Consider the following 24,166-nt stretch of genomic DNA (forward strand, 5'->3'; position numbering starts at 1 on the left):
CTTCGGGCAATCTGGACTCTTACTTCTCCTGCGGCGTTAGCTGCTCCATCGCCTGCTTAATGCTGCGTTCTATCACCGCCCGACGGGTATCATTGGCCGGTAATAATTTCAGCATCATCTCCCACGCCGCAACCGCCTCGCCGAAGCGCTGCTGTTCAAAAGCGTTAAACGCGTACATGCTGAGAACCCGCACGTTGGCATGTTCACCGCGCACCAGCTGGCGTAACAGCTCCCCTCCCCTGCGATTATCGTCAGGATCGGATGAACGGGTCAGTGCTTCCGCATAACCCAGCGCCGCATCGCTGTTTTTAGGATCCAGTCGATAGGCATTGGCATAGGCTTCAGTGGCCGTACTGGCGTTACCGAGTACCATGCCAATACGCCCAAGCATGATCCAACCTTCAACGTTTGTAGGATCGGCTTGTAAACGCGTGCGCAGTCCCAGCGCCAGACGTGTCATATCCTCTTCATTGAGCGGGTCAGCTTTCGGATCCAACGCGCGTTCCAGCAGCGCCGGAGCCTGAGCGGTGGCCTGCTGCCAGACCTGAACCTGCTTATAGCTGCCGGTTTCATAATAGCTCACCGCGCCAACGATCAGCGCCACCACGATGCCGGGCACAAACAACCCAAATCCACCGCGTTTGCCATCCGGGATAACGTCGTCAGGAAACTCTTCCAGCTTCACCCGGACGCGTCGGCGAGTACGGGCAAAAATAATCCAGCCGCCCAAACCAATCGCTACCACTGGCATCACCCACAAAAGCACAGTAAGCGGCGTCAACGGCGGATCGTAGGTGACAAAGTTGCCGTAGCGCGCCACCATATAATCGACAATTTCTTTCTGGCTTTTCCCTTCCTGCATCAGTTCGTACACTTTCTGGCGCAGGTCAGTGGCAATCATCGAGTTAGAATCGGCGATACTGTTGTTCTGACATTTAGGACAGCGCAGCTGTTCGGTAAGCTGACGGAACTGCTGCTCCTGCGCTTCATCCTTAAACTGCATCACATCGATGGTCGCCAGCGCAGATCCCGAGATAACCAGCATCAGCAGGCCCAGTAAAAATCTCATTGCGCAGCCTCCTTACTGTACTTATCCCACAACGGTTTGATCTCGCTCTCCCACACCCTGGCATTCAAATCACCGGCATGGCGATAGCGAATAATACCTTTACCGTCGATCAGGAACGTTTCCGGCGCGCCGTACACGCCAAGATCCAGACCGAGCATACCGTCGCCGTCAAACAGGCTTAATGAGTAAGGATTGCCCAGCTCTTTCAGCCAGACAATGGCTTTCTGACGATCGTCTTTATAGTTCAGACCCACCACCCGCACGCCTTGTGCAGATAGCTGGTTCAGATACTGATGTTCGGCGCGACAGGTCGGGCACCAGGTCGCCCAGACGTTCAGCAGTACCGGTTTGCCCTGGGTCAGCACATCGGCCTGATAATGCTGACCCGGATTCTCCAGCGACTCCAGGCGGAATGTCGGAACGGGTTTGCCGATCAGCGCCGATTCCAGATTCGTGGGATCGTCTCCCTGAGCGTTACGCGCCAGCTGCCACAGCAGCGCCGCCGCAATGATCAGAAAAATAATAAACGGAATTAACAGTGCGTTGCGCTTCATACAGCCTCCGACGCATTTTTTTGCACCGCTGCGCGAGGACGCGCGCGCTGACGGTAGCGTGGATCAAACAGGCAGAACAATCCGCCCAGCGCCATCAGCAATCCTCCGGCCCAAATCCAGCGAATAAACGGTTTGTAGTACAGACGCACAGCCCATGCGCCGTTATCCAGTTCTTCACCCAGCGCGGCGTACAGATCGCGCGTGAATCCGCCGTCAATTGCCGCTTCGGTCATCATCGAACTGGTGCTGTTATAGAAGCGTTTTTCCGCATGCAGCGTGGCTTCCGGTTTACCATCTCGGGTAACGCCAATAATGGCGACACCACCCCGGTAGTTAGGTCCGGTAATATCTTTCACTTCGCGGAACGTGAACTGATAGTTATGGATACTGACGCTATCACCCGCTTTCATACGCACATCGCGTTCAACGCTGTAGTTCTGGCTGAAGGCAATACCGACAATAGTAATCGCCAGCCCAACGTGGCCCGACACCATGCCCCAATAGCTTGGTGTTAACTTCGTTCCGCGGGAAACACGCAGGAACGCTTCGGACATCGCCAGCACGAATATCCAGCATGCCATCGCCAGCCCTACCACCGTCATAGCGGCAATGCGATCCTCAAACAACCACGGCAGCAGCAGCGACAGAACAAGCGTGGTGACAAACGCGATAATCAGTAACGTTTTCAGTTTACGCGGTCGGTCACGGCCCCAACGCACTAATGGCCCAATTCCCAGCAACAGCGCGAACGGCGCCATCAGCCAGGTAAACATGGTGTTGAAGAACGGTTCGCCAATCGAAATGCTGCCCAGACCCAGCTGTTTGTGCACCAGCGGCAGCAGCGTGCCCAAGAGCACCACCAGCATGGCGGCAATCAGCAGAACGTTGTTGCCCAACAGCAGAGATTCACGCGACCACAGCGCGTTGTTCACCCGTGAGCGGACCTTGTGACCGCGCACCGCAAACAGCAGCAGGGAGCCGCCAATCACCAATACCATAAAGGCCAGAATAAACATCCCGCGCGACGGATCGGAGGCGAAGGCATGCACCGATACCAGCACGCCGGAGCGCACCAGGAAAGTACCTAACAGGCAAAGCGAGAATGCGCAGATTGACAGCAGCAGCGTCCAGGCTTTAAAGCTGGCACGCTGTTCGGTTACCGACAGCGAGTGCATCAGCGCCGTTCCCACCAGCCATGGCATAAACGAGGCGTTCTCAACCGGATCCCAGAACCACCAACCGCCCCAGCCCAGCTCGTAATAGGCCCAGGCCGAACCGAGCACAATACCCAGCGTCAGGAACACCCACGCCGCCAGCGTCCACGGACGCGAAAAACGGGCGAAGGTACTGTCCAGTCGTCCGCTCATCAGCGCGGCAATCGCAAACGCAAAGGCCACGGAGAAGCCGACATACCCCATGTACAGTAACGGCGGATGGAAAATCAGTCCCGGATCCTGCAATAGCGGGTTCAGGTCGCGCCCTTCAATAGGGAAGTTGGGCAACGTACGGGCAAACGGATTGGAGGTAAACAGAATAAACAGCAGAAAGCCAACGCTTACCATCCCCATTACCGCCAGCACGCGGGCAACGATGTCCAGCGGCATACGCTGGCTGAATGCCGCAACGGCGAACGTCCAGCCGCTCATCAGCAAAACCCATAGCAGCAGAGAGCCTTCATGGGCACCCCAGGTTGCTGCCACCCGATACCAGACCGGAAGCTGGGTATTGGAGTTGCTGGCAACGTAGGTGACGGTAAAGTCATTAACCACGAAGGCGTTGACCAGAATCAGGAACGCCCCCATCACGCAGATAAACAGAACCCAGGCAAAAGGCCGCGCGGAGGCCATCATTCGCACGTCGCCGCGCGCTACGCCCCACAGCGGATAGACCGACAGTAGTAACGCCACGCCGAGCGCAAGGCACAACAGCGCATTGCCAATTTCAGGCATCATGACGTTTTATCCTTATAAACACTTTCCGGGCGACGATGGTTTTCCTGCATCGCTTTTTCGACTTCCGGCGGGGTGTAATTCTCATCATGTTTGGCAAGAACCTCTTTGGCCTGCACATGATTTCCTTCGTCCAGTTCGCCCTGAACAACGACACCCTGCCCTTCGCGGAACAGATCCGGCAGAATGCCTTCGTAGGTGACATCCACCACACCTTCGGCGTCATAGATACTGAAATTCACCTTCAACGACTGCGGATCGCGCTTTACGCTACCGGGCATCACCATTCCGCCCACGCGCAGGCGCTGACCGACTTCGGGCATCTGCTGCGTTTCGCGCTTACCGTAGAGTATCTCTCCCGGCGTATAGAACAGGTCAATATTAGAACGCAGCGCATAAAGCACCAGCGTAATGGTCAATGCCAGACCCGCCAGTACCGCACAGGCTATCCATAACCGATTTTTACGTCGAATATTCACGCCGCCTCCCGTTGCACTTGCGCCGCACGCATACGCGCTTCTCTCGCCCGCTGCTGCGCCACACCGCGTAAAATTGCGCGATGTTGTAACGCGGAATGCAGTACCAGCACCACCAGCGGGATAACGCTCATCGCTACGGCAAGCCAGACATACAAGGCGTAGCCGCCCATCGCGAAAAAATCACTCCATGATGCAAATGCAGGGGTCATTGGCGGCCTCTTTTTAAGATCAGTTCGCTCACCCACGGGCGGCGTTTTTCCATCATCAAAATCAGGTTACGCATGCGCATCAGCGCCAGCGTGACAAACAGTAACAGGTAGCCGACGATCGCCAGACGCAGCGGCGTACGCATCGCCGGATCGATGCTTTGCTGCATGCGGGTAGAACCCTGATGCAGCGTATTCCACCACTCAACCGAATAGTGGATAATCGGTAAGTTGACCACGCCAATCAGCACCAGAATACCGGCGGCACGACCTGCCAGACGGCGGTCGTCAAAGGCATGCCACAGCGCAATGGCACCCACGTAGAGAAACAGCAGCACCAGTTCAGAGGTGAGTCGGGCATCCCAGACCCACCAGGTTCCCCACATCGGTTTGCCCCATGCGGAGCCCGTCACCAGCGCAATAAAGGTAAACACTGCACCAATCGGCGCCATCGCAGCCAGCGCCAGATTGGCCATTTTCATCTGCCAGACCAGGCCGATAAACGCGGCAACGGCCATCGAGGCATAAATGCCCATCGACCAGATTGCCGCCGGAACGTGCAGATAAATAATGCGATAGCTCTGCCCCTGCTGATAGTCCGCAGGCGCAAAACCAAAGCCCCAGCCCCATCCCGTTATCAGTACCACCGCGCTGGCAATCGCCAGCCACGGGATAAACCAGCCACAGATCTGATAGAGCCGAGGGGGCATCGCCAATTGATGAAGTGTTTTCCACATAGTTCAGTCACCAGACTCCATAAATTAAAATCCGTTGTGCCAGAGCACCTTGCCCGGCCTACACATCTAATTCTCGTTACTGCACGCTTATCCGTAACGCCGCGGCTGTGGCAAACGGGCTTAACGTGGCGCTGCCGACCAGCAACGCGCCCAGAATTGCCATGTACCCTTCAACCGGTAAGTGCATAGAAGCCGCATCCATCGCGGCGGTTGCAAAAATCAGTAAGGGTATGGTGAGCGGGAGCACCAGCACGCTTAACAACACGCCGCCGCGCTTTAAGCCCACCGTCAGCCCCACACCCGGCGCACCGAGGAAGCCCAGCGTCGGCGTTCCGAGTAACAACGTCAGCGCCATAATTTTCCAGCCGTACATATCCATGCCCAGCAGCAGCGCCACTAGCGGCGAGAGAATCAACAGCGGCAGGCCGGTCACGACCCAGTGCGCCATCACTTTCGCCAGCACCACGGCCGGTAGCGGTAACGGCAGCAGCATCAGTTGCTCAAGGCTGCCGTCCTGCAGATCATCACGAAACAGGCGTTCCAGCGCCAGCAATGACGCCAGCAGCGCCGCAACCCAAATGATGCCCGGCGCAATGCGCGCCAGTAGCTGCGGCTCCGGCCCAATGCTTAGGGGGAACAGCGTAATAACAATCAGGAAGAACCATAAAGGATTGGCGATTTCCGCACTATGACGAAACGCAACTCGCAGTTCTAAACGGAAGATTCGCCACATCATTGCGTTGCCCTCTCGCTGGTCAGCGCAATACGTCGCACTTTATCGGTTTCGACATTGAGCGGTTGGTGGGTGGTGAGAATAACAATACCGCCCTGCTCCGTATGCTGCGCCATACGCTGAGTCAGTCGCTCAACGCCGTTCACATCAATGGCGGTAAAGGGTTCATCGAGGATCCACAGCCGGGCGCGGGTCAGCCACAAACGGGCCAGCGCCACGCGCCGCTGTTGTCCGGCGGAGAGCTGGTTCACCGGAATATCTTCATATCCGGCAAGTCCCGCCTGTGCCAGCGCAGCCAGACACTGTGCAATGTCGCCGTCATGATGGAAGAAACGCAGGTTCTCCAACGCCGAAAGCCGGGTTTTTATCCCCGGCTGATGTCCGATCCACAGCAGTTGCTGATGGTAGCTGTCCCGCACGTGATGCAGCGGCTGCTCTTGCCAGCAAACCTCCCCTGCATCGGGACGCGCCAGCCCGGTAAGCAACCGCAGCAGAGTAGTTTTCCCTGCGCCGTTGCTGCCGGTAATTTGTACCCATTCCCCTGCGTTGACGCGAAATGACAGATTGCTGAACAGTATTCTGTCATCTCGCTCGCAAAGTAATTCTCTGGCTTCAAGCATACCTGGTTATCTACATCCTGTTAAAAGCCCGGTTTGACTTCGCGCATATCAGGCAGTTTGTGCGCTATCCCTTTATGACAGTCAATACAGGTTTGCCCGTCTTTCACGGCCTGGTCGTGCATTTTGGCCGCAACGCCTTTCTGGGCGGTTAAATCCATAAACTCGAAGTTGTGACAGTTTCGGCACTCTTGCGAATTATTATCTTTCATACGCCGCCACTCATTTTGCGCCATCGTCAGACGATGGTCTTCAAATTTCTGCGGTGTATCTATCAGCCCCAGTGCTTTCGCGTACAGCTCTTTACTGGCCTTGATCTTACGGATCATTTTCGGGCCCCACTCATGGGGGACGTGGCAATCAGGGCAAGTCGCTCGCACACCACTGCGGTTGTTGTAGTGTACGGTTTCCATGTATTCCTGGTATACCGTATTGCGCATTTCGTGACAGCTAATGCAGAACTCTTCTGTATTGGCCTTTTCCATACCGGTATTAAAGCCGCCCCAGAAAATAATGCCGCCCACAAAGCCGATTAACAACAGCGTGCCGAGCGCCAGACGGCTGGGGCGACGCCACCATTGCCAGACGCGCTTAATCCAGCCTGGTTTACGGTTAGAATTTTCCATAATGACCTCTTATTTCCCGTAACCTTTCGAGGGGGTGAAGGTATTTTCAACAATCGGCGCGGCGTCAGCCTGCGGAACGTGACATTGCAGGCAGAAATAACGACGCGGCGCAACTTCAGCCAATACCTTGCCGTCGCTGTCCATAAAGTGCGTCGGACTGATGCGCGGCGCACCGGTAGTGCGATAGCTTTCCACACCGTGGCATTGCAGGCAGCGGTTAGTGTTAGTCGTCACCTGATACCCTTCAACGCTATGCGGAACCATCGGCGGCTGATTCACATAGTTCAGCGGCATGCGCTCTTGCTCTTTCGGCATGCGAATCGCCCCTTCCTGTGTTCCTGAGACTTCCGGTGACTGGCTCAGATCCACTCCATTTGCAGCCCAAACGGCCCCACTGACGACCAGGGCAAGCAGGGCCGTCCATTGACACAGCGTCTTAATCAGGTCATGGCTTTTCATGATTTCGCTCCCGAACTCCATCGTGTTGTTATTGTAAAAACATCCTCAGAACAGACATCCACGCAGCGACCGCAGGCCATGCAATCGCGGCTGGTTACCTGCACCGGACTTTGCTCATCCAGCACCGGCGCACGTAGCACATGCGGTTCCGGGCAAACATGAAAACAATCCATACAGCGGTTACATCTGTTACGTTCTTTTGCCGAAACGGTTAATGCCCCTTTGCTTCCCACCACGCTATACAGCGCACCCAGTGGGCAAAGATGCCCGCACCAGCCATGCTCAACGACCAGTAAATCAAATAAAAACAGCGCGAGGATCAGCAGCGCTCCGCTACCGAATCCCATTACCAGGCTCCGTCCAAGCAGAGAGACTGGATTTATCCACTCCCACAAAAGCGTACCGGTCAGGGCGGAACCGACCAGGATAACCACCAGCAGGACGTACCGTATATGGCGCGGCAGGGTTGCGGACTGATTCAGGTCAAACCTTCTGCGCAACCAACTGGCTAAATCGGTAACCGGGTTCATGGGACAAACCCAACTGCAAAACAGTCGCTTACCGGCCAGGGCATACAGCACCGTGATGATAGCTGCTCCCGTTAACGCCACCGTCGCCGGCAGATGCCCGCTGGCCAGGCTTTGCAGAGTAATCAGCGGATCGGTGAACGGGATAGCGTCCAGCAACAGGCTGCTACTGTAGTTGCCATGCAGGATCCACACGCCAAGCCACGGGCCGCTGAGGAACATCGCCAGTATCAGAAATTGACTCAAACGACGCAGCAGCAGCCAGCGATGACTCTTCCACCATCCTTTTTTTGCCTGCGCTTCACGCCCGGCATCACGTTTACGATTTGCCATTGTTCCCCTCCAGCCAACCGAAGCGGTAATGGTGTCCTAACTCCCCTTTCGCCAGCGACAGCGGCAGCACTTTTATTGCTGGCTGTTCCAGTACGCAGACTTTTTCGCATTTCCCACAGCCGGTACAGGCATCGCTGTGCACGGTCGGAATAAACCGCGCATGCTTGCCGGTACGCATATTGCGGTCCAGCTCCAGGGTGATCGCCTCATCAATTTTCGGGCACTCGCGATAGCAAACGTCGCAGCGTAGTCCCTGATAGTTGAGGCAGTTTTCGTGATCCAGCAGTACCGCCAGCCCCATACGCGAATCGTCAATGGATTCAATTTCCCTGTCCAACGCGCCGCTCGGGCAGACTTTGGCACACGGAATGTCCTCACACATTTCGCAGGGAATATCACGGGCGACAAAATATGGCGTACCGGCCGCCAGCCCGGAGGCCAGCGTTGCCAGCTTCAGCGTGTCATAGGGACATGCCTGAACGCACTGACCGCAACGTACGCAGGCGCTGGCGAATGCCTCCTCGCTCAGTGCACCTGGCGGGCGCAACCGCACGCCGGTTGCGCGTGCGGTTTGTTGTTGCAACCCCAGCGCCACGCCAACGACGGCCAGCCCGCCCGCTGCGCGAACCATATCGCGCAGAAAGCGGCGGCGGCCATTTTGGGGTTTTGCTGACCGGGACATAACGCGTTACACCTTCGCCAGTTTCACGGCGCACTTCTTGAAATCCGTCTCTTTGGAGAGCGGATCCGTCGCATCCAGCGTCAGGTTATTCACCAGCTGTGCGGCATCGAAGAACGGCATGTACACCAGCCCCTGCGGCGGACGGTTACGACCGCGTGTTTCAACAATCGAAATCACTTCGCCACGACGGGAAATCACTTTGACCTTATCGCCACGGCGCAGATCGCGTGCTTTTGCATCCAGCGGGTGGATAAACAGCACTGCTTCCGGGAAAGCACGGTGCAGTTCAGGCACACGACGCGTCATACTGCCGGTATGCCAGTGTTCCAGCACACGTCCGGTAGACAGCCACAGGTCATATTCTTTATCCGGCGCTTCAGCAGCAGGCTCAAATGGCAGCGCGAAGATAACCGCTTTACCGTCCGGTTTACCGTAGAACTTGTAGCTTTCACCTGCTTTCACGTAAGGGTCGTTGCCTTCGCTGTAGCGCCACTGGGTCTCTTTACCCTCAACGACCGGCCAGCGTAAACCGCGCGCTTTGTGGTAATCGTCAAATGGCGCAAGATCGTGCCCATGACCGCGGCCAAACCAGGCGTACTCTTCGAACAACCCTTTTTGCAGATAGAAGCCCAGCTCGCGGGATTCATCGTTCAGTTGATCTTCAGCCAGTTCAGTCACTGGGAATTTCGTTACTGCTGGCGTAGCAAACAGCACGTCATACAGCGTTTTACCGCGCAGTTCCGGTTTTTGTGCCAGCAGCTCTTCCGGCCATACTTCTTCTGTTTTGAAGCGACGAGAGAATTGCACCAGTTGCCACAGATCCGATTTCGATTCGCCCGGCGCTTTAATTTGCTGACGCCAGAACTGTGTACGGCGTTCCGCATTACCGTAGGCGCCTTCTTTCTCTACCCACATCGCGGTCGGCAGGATCAGGTCAGCCGACAGGGCGCTGATCGTCGGGTACGGATCGGAGACGATGATGAAGTTACGCGGATCGCGCCAGCCCGGCATACGCTCTTCGTTGATGTTCGGACCGGCCTGCATGTTGTTAGTACACATCGCCCAGTAGACATTGAGCTTGCCATCTTTCAGCGCGCGGTCTTGCGCCACGGCGTGCAGACCAACTTTTGCCGGAATGGTCCCTGACGGAATATTCCAGTGCTTCTCACAGATATCGCGGTGTTTTTCGTTCGTTACCACCATGTCCGCAGGCAGACGGTGGGAGAACGTACCGACTTCACGCGCGGTGCCGCACGCTGAAGGCTGGCCGGTCAGAGAGAACGGGCCGCAGCCTGGCTGGGAGATTTTGCCAGTCAGCAAGTGCAGGTTATAGACCAGGTTGTTGGCCCACACGCCGCGGGTGTGCTGGTTAAAGCCCATCGTCCAGTAGGAGATGACTTTTTTCTTCGGATCGGCATACAGCTGCGCCAGCTGTTCCAGCTGATCTTTCGGTACGCCGGTCATTTCGGCGGTTTTATCCAGCGTGTACTCAGCAACGAAGGCTTTGTAATCCTCAAAGCTCATCGGTTCAGAAGCATCGGATCCCGGGTTTTTCGCCGCTTTTTCCAGCGGATGGGTTGGACGCAGACCGTAGCCGATGTCCGTCACGCCTTTACGCAGGTTAACGTGCTTGCTAAAGAAATCCTGGTTAATCGCATTGTTTTGAATAATGTAGTTCGCGATGTAGTTGAGGATCACCAGATCGGTTTGCGGCGTGAAGACCATACCGTTATCCGCCAGCTCAAAACTGCGGTGCTGGAAGGTGGAAAGAACCGCGACGTTAACATTAGGATCGGACAGACGACGGTTGGTGATGCGCGACCACAGGATCGGGTGCATCTCTGCCATATTCGCGCCCCACAGGACGAAGGCATCCGCATGTTCGATATCGTCATAGCAGCCCATCGGTTCATCCATACCGAAGGTACGCATAAAACCGACTACTGCTGACGCCATGCAGTGACGTGCGTTCGGGTCGATGTTATTGGAACGGAAACCCGCTTTAAACAATTTGGCAGCGGCATAACCTTCCCAAATCGTCCACTGGCCAGAGCCGAACATACCGATAGACTCAGGGCCTTTCTCTTTCATCGACGTTTTGAATTTCTCTTCCATCACGTCAAAGGCCTGGTCCCAGCTAATCGGGGTGAACTCGCCTTCTTTGTGATACTTGCCGTCTTTCATGCGCAGCATCGGCTGCGTTAAACGGTCTTTTCCGTACATGATTTTCGGCAGGAAGTAACCTTTGATGCAGTTAAGCCCACGGTTAACCGGCGCATCCGGATCGCCTTGGCATGCCACAACACGCCCTTGCTGCGTTCCGACCAATACGCCACAGCCCGTCCCGCAAAAACGGCACGGGGCTTTGTCCCATTTGATGGCTTCTTGCTGACCGACTACCGCGCGGGCAACGCCCGGCACGCTTAACCCGGCAGCCGCCGCAGCGGCCGCAACGGCGTTAGCTTTCATAAAGCTACGACGACTGAGTTTCATGGTGTTTCCTCACCTTGCTCATCCTGCTGGTGATAAACCAGCGACACCGCCAGTACGCCCGCAACGTTGCGTACTGACTCAATTGTTTTCATTAGCGTTTCACTTTGCTCAGCTTCCACCACCACAATCAACTGACCACTTTCCACATCGCTGAGTGCAACTTCGCAACCGGGAAAAGAACGCAACTGCGTGGCGATATCGTTGATATGCTGGCTTTTGGCCTGAACGACCAGGCTGCAGACCTGCCAGTTATTGTCCATGGTTGTACTCCGCATTAATGGCTGATACCGGGCAGATAGCGACACAGGCGCCACATCCGTCACAGTCCTGATTGTCGAGCTGCGGCTGATAAATGCCGGACAGCGTGGGGCGAAAGGTTATTGCCATGGGCTCACAGCTATCCTGACAGCGGTGACATTCAACGGACTGACGTGCGAGACAGTTTTCCCCAATCGTAAAATTCAGATCCCATGCCCTGGTGTGGCGCGGAAGAAAAAGTGATTCGGGACAGGCTTCTGCGCAGGCATAGCAAAAGCTGCACTCGCCGTGTTTGAAATTTACGCTCGGGTAACCACCCTGGCCTCGCTGCAGGATGTCGGTTTCGCACGCCTGGATGCAGGCGTCACAACGGAGGCAATGGGCCAGAAAGTGAGAGTCTTCCTTGCTCCACGGCGGACGGATCCCTGCGCTGGCGTTTCGCCAACTGCCTGTCAACATACCTCGACGGGATAAATCAACCATGACATTGTCCTTCCATAATGACGCCCTCCCTCGGCGGGTTGAACGACATAAAAAACTGCACTATTTATGAGTAGTTATTTTTAGCCGTAAGATATTTCAGGATGTGTTAGAGGTGCATACCCCAATTGGGGTAAATGCTGTTGCCGGATCAAAGGAGTGTTGAGTTGGCGGGAAAAAATGCGCTTTTGCTCACATTTCAATGAGTTATATAACTATGTATATAACGAATTATTCAAAAAGATAAAGATCTTAATATTAGGATAATTCCTAGTATATATCGCTACCATAGCAACAAAACTCTTCCTAATACACTTTAAATATAAGTAAATCCAGATTAATAGATTATCCAAATATGTTAACCTGCTACAGACTCGTTCATAAGACAGAAGAAAGGAAACACTGTGAACAATAAGATGAAGACAATTGTCCCTGCCGTACTTTTCGCCGCCTTTGCCAGCACCTCTGCATGGGCTGCCAGTAACGAAACCGCCGCTCAGCCGCTGGAAAAAGTCGCCCCTTATCCCAATGCGGAAAAGGGTATGAAGCGCCAGGTTATCCAGCTTACCCCTGAGAAAGATGAATCTACTCTGAAAGTAGAACTGCTGATCGGACAAACGCTGGAGGTTGACTGTAACCAACACCGCCTGGGCGGAGAACTGGACAGCAAAACGCTGGAAGGTTGGGGATATGACTACTATGTCTTTGACAAAGTTACGTCTCCGGTTTCAACCATGATGGCCTGCCCGGACGGTAAGAAAGAGAAGAAATTCATTACTGCGCATCTGGGTGATGACGGCATGCTGCGTTACAACAGCAAGCTGCCGATTGTGGTCTACACCCCGGAAAACGTGGACGTTAAATACCGTATCTGGAAAGCGGAAGACAAAATTCAGGACGCAGTCACGCGCTAAGTGAGAATGTGCCGGATGGCGGCGTACCGCCTTATCCGGCCTACAGACGCATAAACAATGCCGGATAAGCACAGCGCCATCCGGCATTTTATTTTACAGCGCGATATCCGCGACGGCTTTCTGTTCAGGCTGCGGTTGTGCCTGAGGTTTCAGCTGTGGTTTCGGCGCTTCATCAGCAACCTGCGGCTTGTCATATTTCAGACCCAGAACCTCACTGGTGTACTGCAGCTCTTGTTCCGTAGCCTCAACGTTACCGTTCAGCTTAGTGCCATAAGACGGAATAATGGTTTTCAGCTTCGCCTGCCACTCGGGGCTGGCTACTTTATCTTTAAACACTTTTTCCATCAGATGCAGCATGATCGGTGCCGCGGTTGATGCGCCCGGAGAAGCTCCCAGCAGCGCAGCAATCGTGCCTTCTTTATCGCTGACGACCTCAGTACCCAGACGCAACACGCCGCCCTTCTCCGCATCGCTTTTGATGATCTGCACACGCTGGCCCGCCTGCCATAAACGCCAGTCTTCTTTTTTCGCCTGTGGATAGTACTCTTGCAGCGCAGCAAAACGGTCGTCGTCGCTGAGCATCACCTGGCTCACCAGATATTTCACCAGATCGAAGTTATCCAGACCCACGTTGACCATCGGCATAAAGTTTGAGGTGGTGGTCGAGCTGAGCAGATCCCACAATGAACCATTCTTCAGGAACTTGGTGGAGAATGTCGCGAATGGCCCAAACAGCACAACGCGCTTGCCATCAAGGATACGGGTGTCGATATGCGGTACAGACATCGGCGGCGCGCCAACGGAGGCCTGACCGTACACTTTCGCCAGGTGGCGATTGACCACATCCGGGTTTTCCGCAACCAGGAACTGCCCGCCCACCGGGAATCCGGCATAGCCTTTCGCTTCCGGAATGTCGGTTTCCTGCAACAGCTTCAGCGCAGCGCCACCGGCACCGATAAAGACAAACTTCGCCTTGATATCGTGTTCCGCTTCGTTATTTTTCAGATCGGCGACTGTGACAGTCCAGCTATTATCGGCATTACGCTTAAAGCCACGCACTTCGGTGCTCAACTGCAGCGCAAAGTTGGGCTTTTTCTGCAATGAGGTAATCAGTTGGCGGGTGATTTCGCCGTAATTCACGTCAGTACCAATCTCGGTACGCGTTGCCGCGACTTTCTGCTGCAGATCGCGACCTTCCATGACCAGCGGCGCCCACTCTTTGATCTGCGCGTGGTCTTCTGAATAGCGCATACCACGGAACAGCGTGCTCTGCTGCAGTGCGGTGTAACGGGCACGAAGGAAGTTCACGTTCTCGTCACCCCAGACAAAACTCATGTGCGGAACGGTGGTGATAAACGAGCGTGGTTCATGCATTACGCCATTATTGACCTGATAGGCCCAAAACTGGCGGGAAATCTGGAAGGCTTCGTTAATTTCGACTGCCTTTTCAATGCTGATGCTACCGTCGGCCTTTTTAGGCGTGTAGTTCAGCTCCATCAGTGCGGAGTGGCCGGTTCCGGCGTTATTCCAGCCGTTTGAGCTTTCCTGTGCTACACCATCCAGTCGCTCAACCATGGTCATTGACCATTGCGGCTCCAGCTCCTGTAAATAGGTTCCCAGCGTGGCGCTCATGATGCCGCCGCCAATCAACAGTACATCCGTTTCCTGCTCTTCCGCCGCTTTCGCTTTTGCCGCCATCGAGACAACATTCAGCCCAACGGCCATGGTGAAGAGCATGGCAGTCACTTTTTTCATAATGTTAATGCCTTACTTTTAGTATCGCTTTTTGCTTTTAATGCAGGTGAAAATCGAGCGGCACCAACGGTAACACTTAAGTAAAAATAATTAAATATTGTTTATAAATTATATTTTATTTTTAAAAATGTTATTAATACGTTGATAGTTTATACGGTTATTGACAATCATTTCTGGAAACCAGTCCGTCAGACGGGTACTATGCTGCGCTTTGCTATTCACTGCACGGATGCCTGTCGGTCTGCTGTATCAGGCCATTTTTGACCTGAGTGTAACTATGTCTGCAACTCAACATTCCTCTGCCACAGTCTCGGAACACACGACCCGCGCCGTGCTCCGCCAACCCCGTCTGCTGGTGCGCGAAACGCTGGCCGGTGTGGTAACCGCCCTGGCGCTGATCCCGGAAGTAATCTCGTTTTCCGTGATCGCAGGCGTTGATCCTAAAGTCAGTTTGATCGCCTCTGTCGTACTGTGCCTGGCGATGTCTTTTTTAGGCGGTCGTCCCGCAATGGTTACCGCCGCTGCAGGATCTGTCGCGCTGGTGATTGGTCCGATGGTGCATCAACACGGCGTGCAATACATCCTGCCTGCAGTGGTGCTGGCCGGGATGATTCAGATCCTGTTTGGTGTATTGGGAATGGCACGTCTGATGCGATTCATCCCTACGGCCGTGATGACTGGCTTTGTTAACGCGCTGGGTATATTGATTTTCTTTGCCCAGGTCCCGCATTTCTGGGGCAAAAGCCCGCTCATCTGGGGGCTGTTTGTCCTGACGCTGCTGATTGTGCTGTGGGTTCCGCGGTTTATTAAAGCAATTCCCGCACCGCTTATCGCCATCGTGCTGCTAACCGTGTTCACTGTCACCAGCGGGCAACTGTTACCGACCGTCGGTGATGAAGGTTCAATGAGCGGCGGCCTGCCGGGTTTCACCCAGTTGTTGGTTCCGCTCAACCTGCAAACGCTGGCGATTATCTGGCCCTGCGCGCTGAGTATTGCTTTTGTTGGTTTGATGGAGTCGCTGTTAACCGCCCGTCTGGTGGATGACCTGACGGTGACGCCGTCGAATAAAAATCGCGAGAGTGCCGGGCTGGGGATAGCCAATATTCTGGCCGGATTTTATGGCGGCATCGCCGGGTGCGCGATGATTGGTCAAACCATCGTTAACGTCGAGATGGGCAAAGGACGCAGCCGCGTCTCGACGGTTGCCGCCGGACTGGTATTACTCCTGTTAGTCACAGGGTTAAGCGAAGTGATGGCAGAAATACCCATGTCGGTGCTGGCAGGAATTATGGTGATTGTGGCGGTAAAAACCTTCAGTTGGCACAGCATCCAGCCCGCCACGCTGACGAAACTGCCCGTCACTGAAACGCTGGTGATGCTGGTGACCGTCGCTGCCACGGTTTCTACCGGCAACCTGGCGATTGGCGTGGTTGCCGGGGTGATGACGATGCTTATTCTACCGCGTATCGTCAGACGCAAACGGGCGACTACATCAGAAACAGCGTTGCCAGACCGAGAAAAATAAAGAAACCACCAGTATCAGTGATAGCGGTTATCATGACGCTCGAGCCGACCGCCGGGTCGCGCCCGAGCTTCACCATCGTCATCGGAATGATAACCCCCATCAACGCCGCCATCAGCAGATTGAGCATCATCGCCAGAGTCATCACACCACCGAGCGCCATATCATCGTACAGCCACCAGGTAATGCCCCCCATAATCCCGCCCCACACGAGGCCGTTGATTAGCGCCACGCCCATCTCGCGCAGGATGAGAAACGTCAGGTTCCCCGGCTGAATATTTTGCAGCGCCAGCGCGCGGACGATCATAGTGATAGTTTGATTCCCGGTATTGCCGCCGATACCCGCCACAATCGGCATCAACGAGGCCAGCGCCACCAGTTGCGAAATCGTATGTTCAAAACCGTCGATCACCCGCGAGGCGATAAAGGCGGTACAGAGGTTAACGGCCAACCACGCCCAGCGGGTTTTTACCGCTTTGGTAACAGGCGAAAACACGTCCTCTTCGGCGCTTAAGCCCCCCATTCGACGCAGATCGGTGTCGGTTTCTTCATAGACAACGTCGACAATCTCATCGATGGTTAAACGGCCCATCAGTTTACCGGAAGGGTCAACCACCGCGGCGCTGACCAGGTTGTCGCGTTCGAAGGTACGCGCAGCGTTTTCGGCGATATCTTCAGGAGAAAAGGTGAGCGGGTCATCTTCCATCACCTCGCTGACTTTTCGCTGCACATCATTGAGTAAAATGCAGGTTAGCGTCAGTTCGCCAACCAGCACTTTATTGCGATCGGTCACGAAAAGTTTATCGGTGTTCTCCGGCATTTTCCCCAGCCGCCGCAGATAGCGTTGCACCACTTCCAGCGTCACGTCCGGACGCACAGTGATGACCTCGAACTCCATGATCGCGCCGACGCTATTTTTCTCGTAGTGCAGCACCTGGCGGACGCGCGTTCTCTCCTCTGCCGGTAACGTCGCCAGCAGACGACCGGTAAGGTTACGAGGCAAATGCTGCACCAGGTAAATCTGTTCATCGATATCGAGATATTGCAGCGCATCCAGCAGCTCGCGGTCGCTCATCTCATCGATCAGGTCGTCCCAGACGTTTTCAGACGCCTCAAGCAAGACGTTACCGCGCTTTTCATTTTCGACCAGTCGCCACAGAGCGTGGCGCTCTTCAGAGGGCAAAGCTTCGAGGGTATCGGCGAGGTCAGGCGGTGGCAGGTGGGCCACCAGCGCCCCTACCTCAGCAATATCGTCGGCTAACGTACCGACGTCATATTGCTCAGCCAGGGTAAGCTTGCCCAACAGCGTTGAAATAATGGCTTTATCAGTGGTCAGCAGCCAGATGAGGCGCGCACGCTCTTCATCACGCAGTCTGGCGCTGTTTTTGTTTATTACAGACATTAATCATAAATCCATGATATGAAATATCATTAATCATGATGCCGATTTATGTAAATAACAATAAACAGTGCCGCCGGGTGGCTAAAAAACCGGCGGCACGAAGGATCAGGCTGTGCGAGCCACCGCGTCGCGCGAGGCTGCGTCACGTTCATCGCCCAACAGTTCACTCAACTGTCCGTTGCGCATTTCCAGCAGACGGTCGGCGTGAATAAAATAATGATCGTCGTGGCTGATAGCGAAAATGGTTTTCCCCATTTCCTGCATCAAAGGCAATAACACCTGATAGAACTCCCGGCGGAAATGGGGATCCTGATCGGCAGCCCACTCATCCAGCAGAATGATGTCGCGCTCCTCCGCCAGGGCCAGCAGCAGCGCCACGCGTTTCTTCTGCCCTTTCGACAGCTTCAGATTGAGGATACGACCATCGCTCAGCTCCAGCTTATGACCCATCTTCAGATGTTCCACCCACTTCGCGACCAGTTGCGGATTAGCCTCTTTACCTTCCGGCCCCAGCAGTTTGTCGAACAGCCAGACGTCGGTAAACACGGCGGAGAATAGCTTGCGGTAGTCTTCCGGTTTTTCAACGGCAACGGCCTTACCATCAAGCAATATTTCGCCTGACTGCGGCTGGTATAGACCGGTCAGTAACATCGCCAGCGTAGATTTTCCGCTACCGTTACCGCCAATCAGAAAGATCAGTTCACCGCGATGAATCGTCAGATTCACCGGCCCTACGGAAAACGCATTATCCTGATAGTGGAAAACCACGTTGCGCAGCTCCAGCGTTTGCCAGTTGGGAAACGCGGTTGGGCGTGGGAATTCGGCCTTAAAAGGTGCCAGTGCGAATTTATTCAGCTTGTTGAACGCCACCTGCGCGGTAAGCAGCGTCGGCAGCGCGCCAACGGCAGAGAGCAACGGTGTTCGCAGGAATAACAGCGTCAGAGAATAGGTCGCTGCCACGGCGGTATCAGCCCATCCCAGACTGTTAGCCATCCAGAACACCAGGCCAATGGCACCCAGCATCATAATGTTCGACCAGTTAACCGCGCTCAGGTGGAAGGTATCGGCACGGATAATATGGTGGCGATACTCTTTGGCATCCGGGACGTACATCTGATTAAAGATATGCTCGGCGCGCTCGCGGTTAAGCGTCAGCTCTTTGCGCCCTTCCAGCACCGTCTGATAATCGTTGTACAACTTGTCTTCAGTTTCGCGCAAGGTGGCCATGTGTTTATACACCCGCGCCACCAGCACAAATCCGCCCCAGATGGTGATTGCCATCCAGACTGCCGTTACCAGTAGCATTTTGGTCGACAGCATCGCCAGATACGCCGCCGATCCTATGGTCAGGATAATCCCCTGCACCAGCTCAGGCAGACGAACAAAGGCGATGGTGATGTTGCGGATATCACTGGTTAAACCGGCCAGCAACGAGGCGCTGCCAAGCTGTTCAATACGCTCGACGTGAGTATCCAGAATTCGTTTGATAAATTCGCTACGCAGGCGGTAGACAAAGTGGTGACCCAGCGTGGTCAACGCCAGCTGAGAACCGAGGGTGACAACCATCAACAACAGCAGCAGGCCAAGAAACTCCGGTAGCACCATCAGCGTGGTGTCGACCGTTTCGATCAAGCGCTGGTTGATAAACGCAATCAGCCCAATCCCCAACGCGGCGCTGGCGAGGCTGAGCGCCATCACGCTGATAAATGGCCAGCGATACTGCCGCCAGACAAGAAGTAAAAGTTCCATGCACACAACCCGGACAAGTAATAACAGCCCGCAGTTTAAACATCTCTTCGCTGACAGCAATAATAATTCTTATTTTTATTCTTTTTTACCAGCCTGGCGAAAAGTCAGATTGTAACGACAGTCTCCGGTCAACGGATGATACCCCGTCTTAAGCGGCTGGATCCCATGATAAAACAGCCGCGAATTACCGCCCCATACCACGACATCGCCGTGTTCCAGCAGTAAACGCTTTAAAGGGTCATTACGGCGCAAGCCGCCAAATTGAAAGATGGCCGGTAGCCCCAGCGACACAGAGACAATCGGCGCCCGCAGGTCGGGCTCGTCTTTATCCTGATGTAAGGACAGTTTTGCCCCTGGCGTGTAGCGGTTAATCAGGCAGGCATCGGGTTGAAAATCAGCATAGCCCGCCGCCGTCGCCGCCTGTTGGCACAGATCAGCGAACGCATCCGGCAGCGGCGGCCAGTGCGTGCCGGTGAGTGGATCAAACGGAGAATAAAGATAGCCATGCTGATCCGTCGTCCAGCCCAGATGACCGCAGTTGGTCATCGCCACCGACATTGTATAGCCGCCGGGCGTCACCATCTGGCGAAACGGCGACTGTCTGGCGACAGCCGCTATCGCCTGAAGTAAAGTGGGCGCAGAGTCAAAAGCGAAACGTCGGAGAATAACCGCACCTGACGCCAGCGGCTCCTGCCAGGGTTTCGCATCCGCAAAGAGATCGAGCATTATGTTTCCTCGCCAGTAGCTTCCCGTTGCAGTAACTGCGCTTTGCGCGCAATACCCCATCGGTAGCCCGAAAGTGCGCCATCGCCACGGATCACCCGGTGACACGGGATAACAATCGCCAGTTTGTTGGCCCCACAGGCACTGGCCACCGCGCGCACCGCCTTCGGTTTGCCGATGGCGCTGGCCAGCTGTTGGTAGCTCACTGTTTCACCGCACGGAATTGTGCGCAGCGCCTGCCACACCTGCTGCTGAAAGACTGTTCCCCGAATATCCAGGGGTAGCGATAGCGACGCGTCACGCGAGTTGATCGCAACGATCACTTCGCGCACGCGCTGCTGAAAATTGGCATCTGCAGGAACATCCTGCGCGGCGGGAAACAGCGCATGAAGATCCGCAACCAACGTAGCGTCATCATCGCCAAGCAAGATCGCGCAGATACCCCGCTCGCTTTCCGCCACCAGACAGCGACCCAGAGCGCAATCTGCGAGGGTATAGCGTACAGAAACGTTGTCGCCACCTTTACGAAATTGCTTTGCCGTCATGCCTAATGCTTGATCGGCTTTGCGATAGTAGCTGCTGCTGTCGGGGAATCCGGCATTGAGAATCGCCTGTGTAACCGGAACACCTTTCGCCAGGGCATCACGCAGACGGCGAGCACGCCATGATTGTTGCCACACTTTCGGGGTCATGCCCGTCGTGGCTTTAAACAGACGATGCAAGTGATACGGGCTCATCGCCACCTGCTGTGCCAGCTCGTCCAGCGTAAGAGGTGACTCTTGCTCCAACAACTGACAAGCGCGGGCTATTTTCTCCAGCCGATGCTGTTGCGCGCTGTCTTTATCCGGCTGGCAGCGCTTACAGGGGCGAAACCCGGCAGCCTGCGCCTGCTGAGCATCGGCGAAAAAACGGACATTTTTGCGCAGCGCATGTTTTGCCCGACAGGACGGACGGCAGAAAATACCGGTGGTCTGGACGGCAAAAACAAACTGACCGTCGGCGTCAACGTCGCGATCCACAACGGACTGCCAACGGTCATCGTCAGTGATGCGTAAACGATTTTTCATTTCGGACTCCTTTGTTAAGCATAGCGCTTAGCCTCAGTGTGTCCCCATCGTCGGGCATAAAAACCCGCAATCTTGCTTTTTAATTTTTTTCGCTGACCAGAAAGCTATTAAACTGCGGCGACATCCAGGTTTTAAACCCCTCACCCTCTTTCACAATCATATAGACCGCCAGCCCTTCACGACGCACGACTTCTTTGGCCTTTTCCGGGCCAAGCACCATCAATCCTGTATCCCAGCCATCGGCTTCCAGAGCCGTTGGCGAAATCACCGTTACGGACACCAGATTATGTTCGATCGGGCGACCGGTTTGTGGATCGATAACATGGGAAAGGCGCTTACCGTCCAGCTCATAATAGTTCCGGTAGCTGCCGGAGGTGCTAATGCCGTGCCCGTTAATGTCGACAATCGCCTGCACCGCGTTTTCACGATCGGTGGGTTTCTGGATTGCCACTCGCCACGGATGCCCTTCAGCATTCATTCCCCTGCTGTTCAGCGCACCACCAACGGAAACCAGATAACGGGAGATCCCCTCTTGCTCCATCAATCGAGCCAGATGATCGGCGGCGTACCCTTCACCAACGGTCGAGAGATCAACATACAGATCCGGCAAGTCTTTTTGCAGGTAGTTCTGATGCGCTTCATTCACAACTTTCAGATGAGAAAGCCCGGTTTGCGCTTTTGCAGCGTCAATTTGCGCTTGGGTGGGAATATGCAACGGCTGCTGATCCGGGCCAAAGCCCCACAGGTTGACTAACGGCCCCACGGTGATATCCATGGCCCCATCGGTTATTGCACCAATGCGTAGCGCCGAAGTCACGATATCCGCCATGGCGTCGTTAACCGGCCACGGCGACAGGCTTTTCGACAGGTTAAAGCGCATTAACGCAGAATCGTTTTTATAGGTGGAGAGCAGTTGATCATCGGCATCAAGCTGAGTCTGGATCTTGGCCTGCAGTTCCCTGGCGCGTTTGTCATCTACGCCTACCACACTGACCCGCCAGAAAGTACCCATCGTTTTACCTTTCAGAACCGTGGCAGGAATTGTGGTCTGAGCAGGTTTCGGGGCCTCATCGCACCCGACAAAAAAGATCGTCACAGCCATCAGTGCTGCGCGATAAAAATTCATTTCCATACGTAATTATCCTCATGCGAACGGGCGCAAGAGTACACCAAAAATCGTTGTTTGTACGGCGAAAAAACGACATTAAAAAAGGCCCCGCAGGGCCTTTTATAGACATAATGTAGATTAGAACTGGTAAACCAGACCCAGTGCTACGATGTCATCGGTGCTGATGCCAGCATCACGAGTGAACTGGTTGTCATCCAGCAGGTTGATTTTGTAATCAACATAGGTGGACATGTTTTTGTTGAAGTAGTAGGTCGCGCCAACATCAACATATTTCAGGATATCCTGGTCGCCGTAGTTGGTGAGGCCATTGTTCAGGTCTTTGCCTTTGGACTGCAGGTAAGCCACGGACGGACGCAGACCGAAGTCGAACTGGTACTGTGCAACAGCTTCAAAGTTCTGTGCTTTGTTAGCCCAGCCCAGAGAGCCTGCACGCGTTGCGTTGTAGGTCTGGGTGTACTGTGCTGCCAGGTACACGTTGTTCGCGTCGTATTTCAGACCACCAGTGTAGGTTTCAGCACGGTCGCCGGTACCGAAGTTCAGCTTGTTCTGCTCGTCAGTACGTTTAGAACTGGTGACTGCAGTACCCAGCGCGAAGCCTTCACCGATATCATAAGTGATTGATCCACCAACGCCGTCGCCATTCTGACGCAGTGCATCACGACCGTTGCCGGTCACACCAGTCATACCTTCGCCTTCCGGGCTACCGTTTTTACCCTGGTACTGCAGGGCAAAGTTCAGGCCATCAACCAGACCGAAGAAGTCGGTGTTACGGTAGGTCGCGAAGCCGTTACCACGCTGCTGCATGAAGTTGTCAGAACCGTAGGTGTCGCCACCGAATTCTGGCAGAACGTCGGTCCAGGACGTTACGTCGTAAACTACGCCGTAGTTACGACCGTAGTCGAAAGAGCCTACGTCAGCGAATTTCAGACCCGCAAACGCCACACGAGTCCAGGAGTTGTTCTCAGACTCAGGCGCGTTACCCTGAATCTGGTATTCCCACTGGCCGTAACCGGTCAGTTGGTCGTTAACCTGAGTTTCGCCTTTGAAGCCGATACGCATATAGGTCTGATCACCATCTTTAGAAGAGTCATCAGAGAAATAGTGCAGACCGTCGACTTTACCGTACAGATCTAATTTGTTGCCGTCTTTGTTATAAATTTCAGCCGCATTCGCTGCGCCTGCTACCAGCAGTGCTGGTACCAGGAGGGACAGTACTTTAACTTTCATGTTATTAACCCTCTGTTATATGCCTTTATTGCTTTTTTATGCCACTGCATACTGATTAAGGTCATTAACCAGTCGGCAACTTCATTCTCCGCAAAAACACAGAATAATCCAACACGAATATGATACTAAAACTTTTAAGGTGTTTCATTTGTCGGTATAGATGTTTCAAAATATTAATATGAGGGAACTTTTTTAAAATCAAAAAACAGGCAAAATAAGCACAAATAATCAAGAATCATTTTAATCACCTTTAAAATCAACGTATTACACAAAAGCACCTTATAGCACTGAATGACAAAACAAAATCTTCACTCGCAACTAAAATAGACCCGCTATCATCATTAACTTTATTTATTACCGTCATTCATTTATGAATGTCTGTTTACCCCTATTTCAGCCGAATGCTCTGCGTTCGGTTTTTTTTTACCCTTCTTTACACAAAACTTACCTTTCCGTGCTACCGATGCAAAACTATA

The 24,166-nt window shown here is 54.2% G+C and carries 24 protein-coding genes; 2 read left to right on the top strand and 22 right to left on the bottom strand.

All coding sequences use genetic code 11. The features are described from left to right. Positions 1-19: 19 nt before the first annotated feature. The 15 genes from ACHHZ7_RS02675 to napF all read right to left on the bottom strand — a co-directional run bounded on the left by ACHHZ7_RS02675 (position 20) and on the right by napF (position 12,205). On the bottom strand, positions 20-1,069 hold the full coding sequence (locus ACHHZ7_RS02675; RefSeq protein ID WP_032944027.1) for a cytochrome c-type biogenesis protein CcmH: 1,050 nt from the start codon (positions 1,067-1,069) through the stop codon (positions 20-22). Beyond that, on the bottom strand, positions 1,066-1,623 hold the full coding sequence (gene dsbE / locus ACHHZ7_RS02680; RefSeq protein WP_003834613.1) for a thiol:disulfide interchange protein DsbE: 558 nt from the start codon (positions 1,621-1,623) through the stop codon (positions 1,066-1,068). The genes ACHHZ7_RS02675 and dsbE overlap by 4 nt, the downstream gene beginning before the upstream one ends. Continuing rightward, on the bottom strand, positions 1,620-3,575 hold the full coding sequence (locus ACHHZ7_RS02685) for a heme lyase CcmF/NrfE family subunit (RefSeq protein ID WP_008785295.1): 1,956 nt from the start codon (positions 3,573-3,575) through the stop codon (positions 1,620-1,622). Before ACHHZ7_RS02685 ends, dsbE begins: the two co-directional genes overlap by 4 nt. After that, positions 3,572-4,051 (bottom strand): cytochrome c maturation protein CcmE, encoded by a 480-nt coding sequence (gene ccmE, locus ACHHZ7_RS02690; RefSeq protein WP_003834619.1) that lies wholly within the window; start codon positions 4,049-4,051, stop codon positions 3,572-3,574. The genes ACHHZ7_RS02685 and ccmE overlap by 4 nt, the downstream gene beginning before the upstream one ends. Further along, a complete protein-coding gene (gene ccmD / locus ACHHZ7_RS02695; RefSeq protein WP_020996676.1) occupies positions 4,048-4,260 on the bottom strand; it encodes a heme exporter protein CcmD in 213 nt (70 codons plus the stop codon). The genes ccmE and ccmD overlap by 4 nt, the downstream gene beginning before the upstream one ends. Beyond that, positions 4,257-4,994 (bottom strand): heme ABC transporter permease, encoded by a 738-nt coding sequence (locus ACHHZ7_RS02700; RefSeq protein ID WP_008785297.1) that lies wholly within the window; start codon positions 4,992-4,994, stop codon positions 4,257-4,259. The genes ccmD and ACHHZ7_RS02700 overlap by 4 nt, the downstream gene beginning before the upstream one ends. 76 nt (positions 4,995-5,070) lie before the next feature. Then, complete coding sequence (gene ccmB / locus ACHHZ7_RS02705) at positions 5,071-5,730, bottom strand: heme exporter protein CcmB (protein WP_003027542.1); 660 nt, start codon at positions 5,728-5,730, stop codon at positions 5,071-5,073. Continuing rightward, entirely contained in the window at positions 5,727-6,347 is a 621-nt protein-coding gene (ccmA, locus tag ACHHZ7_RS02710) for a cytochrome c biogenesis heme-transporting ATPase CcmA (RefSeq protein WP_008785298.1), read from the bottom strand. Before ccmA ends, ccmB begins: the two co-directional genes overlap by 4 nt. A 20-nt stretch (positions 6,348-6,367) precedes the next feature. Further along, positions 6,368-6,970 (bottom strand): cytochrome c-type protein NapC, encoded by a 603-nt coding sequence (napC, locus tag ACHHZ7_RS02715; protein ID WP_003027548.1) that lies wholly within the window; start codon positions 6,968-6,970, stop codon positions 6,368-6,370. 9 nt (positions 6,971-6,979) lie between these two features. Beyond that, the gene (gene napB / locus ACHHZ7_RS02720) at positions 6,980-7,429 is read right to left on the bottom strand and encodes a nitrate reductase cytochrome c-type subunit (RefSeq protein WP_003834627.1); all 450 of its coding nucleotides are present in this window, start codon (positions 7,427-7,429) and stop codon (positions 6,980-6,982) included. Continuing rightward, positions 7,426-8,289 (bottom strand): quinol dehydrogenase ferredoxin subunit NapH, encoded by an 864-nt coding sequence (napH, locus tag ACHHZ7_RS02725; protein WP_003027552.1) that lies wholly within the window; start codon positions 8,287-8,289, stop codon positions 7,426-7,428. Before napH ends, napB begins: the two co-directional genes overlap by 4 nt. Then, positions 8,276-8,971 carry a ferredoxin-type protein NapG gene (napG, locus tag ACHHZ7_RS02730; protein WP_003834629.1) on the bottom strand — a complete coding sequence of 232 codons (696 nt, stop codon included), beginning with the start codon at positions 8,969-8,971 and terminating at the stop codon, positions 8,276-8,278. The genes napH and napG overlap by 14 nt, the downstream gene beginning before the upstream one ends. A gap of 6 nt (positions 8,972-8,977) precedes the next feature. Further along, positions 8,978-11,464, bottom strand: a complete 2,487-nt coding sequence (gene napA / locus ACHHZ7_RS02735; RefSeq protein ID WP_008785300.1) for a nitrate reductase catalytic subunit NapA — start codon at positions 11,462-11,464, stop codon at positions 8,978-8,980. Then, complete coding sequence (gene napD / locus ACHHZ7_RS02740; protein ID WP_003027560.1) at positions 11,461-11,724, bottom strand: chaperone NapD; 264 nt, start codon at positions 11,722-11,724, stop codon at positions 11,461-11,463. The genes napA and napD overlap by 4 nt, the downstream gene beginning before the upstream one ends. Next, entirely contained in the window at positions 11,714-12,205 is a 492-nt protein-coding gene (napF, locus tag ACHHZ7_RS02745) for a ferredoxin-type protein NapF (protein WP_060683518.1), read from the bottom strand. Before napF ends, napD begins: the two co-directional genes overlap by 11 nt. Positions 12,206-12,618: 413 nt before the next feature. On the opposite strand from napF, the gene eco reads away from it, so the two are divergent. Continuing rightward, a complete protein-coding gene (gene eco / locus ACHHZ7_RS02750) occupies positions 12,619-13,116 on the top strand; it encodes a serine protease inhibitor ecotin (RefSeq protein ID WP_060683792.1) in 498 nt (165 codons plus the stop codon). Positions 13,117-13,209: 93 nt separating this feature from the next. On the opposite strand, the gene mqo is transcribed toward eco, so the two are convergent. Beyond that, positions 13,210-14,871, bottom strand: coding sequence for a malate dehydrogenase (quinone) (mqo, locus tag ACHHZ7_RS02755; RefSeq protein ID WP_060683517.1), 1,662 nt, complete (start codon positions 14,869-14,871; stop codon positions 13,210-13,212). A gap of 277 nt (positions 14,872-15,148) precedes the next feature. On the opposite strand from mqo, the gene ACHHZ7_RS02760 reads away from it, so the two are divergent. Next, positions 15,149-16,396, top strand: coding sequence for a SulP family inorganic anion transporter (locus ACHHZ7_RS02760; RefSeq protein ID WP_060683791.1), 1,248 nt, complete (start codon positions 15,149-15,151; stop codon positions 16,394-16,396). Here ACHHZ7_RS02760 and mgtE read toward each other — a convergent pair. The 6 genes from mgtE to ACHHZ7_RS02790 all read right to left on the bottom strand — a co-directional run bounded on the left by mgtE (position 16,359) and on the right by ACHHZ7_RS02790 (position 23,690). After that, a complete protein-coding gene (gene mgtE, locus ACHHZ7_RS02765; RefSeq protein WP_060683516.1) occupies positions 16,359-17,795 on the bottom strand; it encodes a magnesium transporter in 1,437 nt (478 codons plus the stop codon). The two genes, ACHHZ7_RS02760 and mgtE, sit on opposite strands and share 38 nt — an antisense overlap. Before the next feature lie 105 nt (positions 17,796-17,900). Continuing rightward, on the bottom strand, positions 17,901-19,544 hold the full coding sequence (locus ACHHZ7_RS02770) for a multidrug ABC transporter permease/ATP-binding protein (RefSeq protein ID WP_060683515.1): 1,644 nt from the start codon (positions 19,542-19,544) through the stop codon (positions 17,901-17,903). Positions 19,545-19,619: 75 nt separating this feature from the next. After that, complete coding sequence (gene alkB / locus ACHHZ7_RS02775; protein ID WP_008785306.1) at positions 19,620-20,270, bottom strand: DNA oxidative demethylase AlkB; 651 nt, start codon at positions 20,268-20,270, stop codon at positions 19,620-19,622. Further along, the gene (gene ada, locus ACHHZ7_RS02780; protein WP_008785307.1) at positions 20,270-21,334 is read right to left on the bottom strand and encodes a bifunctional DNA-binding transcriptional regulator/O6-methylguanine-DNA methyltransferase Ada; all 1,065 of its coding nucleotides are present in this window, start codon (positions 21,332-21,334) and stop codon (positions 20,270-20,272) included. The genes alkB and ada overlap by 1 nt, the downstream gene beginning before the upstream one ends. A 79-nt stretch (positions 21,335-21,413) precedes the next feature. Next, positions 21,414-22,466, bottom strand: a complete 1,053-nt coding sequence (gene apbE, locus ACHHZ7_RS02785) for an FAD:protein FMN transferase ApbE (RefSeq protein ID WP_008785309.1) — start codon at positions 22,464-22,466, stop codon at positions 21,414-21,416. 114 nt (positions 22,467-22,580) lie between these two features. Next, entirely contained in the window at positions 22,581-23,690 is a 1,110-nt protein-coding gene (locus tag ACHHZ7_RS02790) for a porin OmpC (RefSeq protein WP_020996678.1), read from the bottom strand. Positions 23,691-24,166: the final 476 nt, after the last annotated feature.

It is taken from the genome of Citrobacter freundii complex sp. 2024EL-00216 (assembly GCF_043945515.1).
GTDB classification, from domain to species: domain Bacteria; phylum Pseudomonadota; class Gammaproteobacteria; order Enterobacterales; family Enterobacteriaceae; genus Citrobacter; species Citrobacter portucalensis.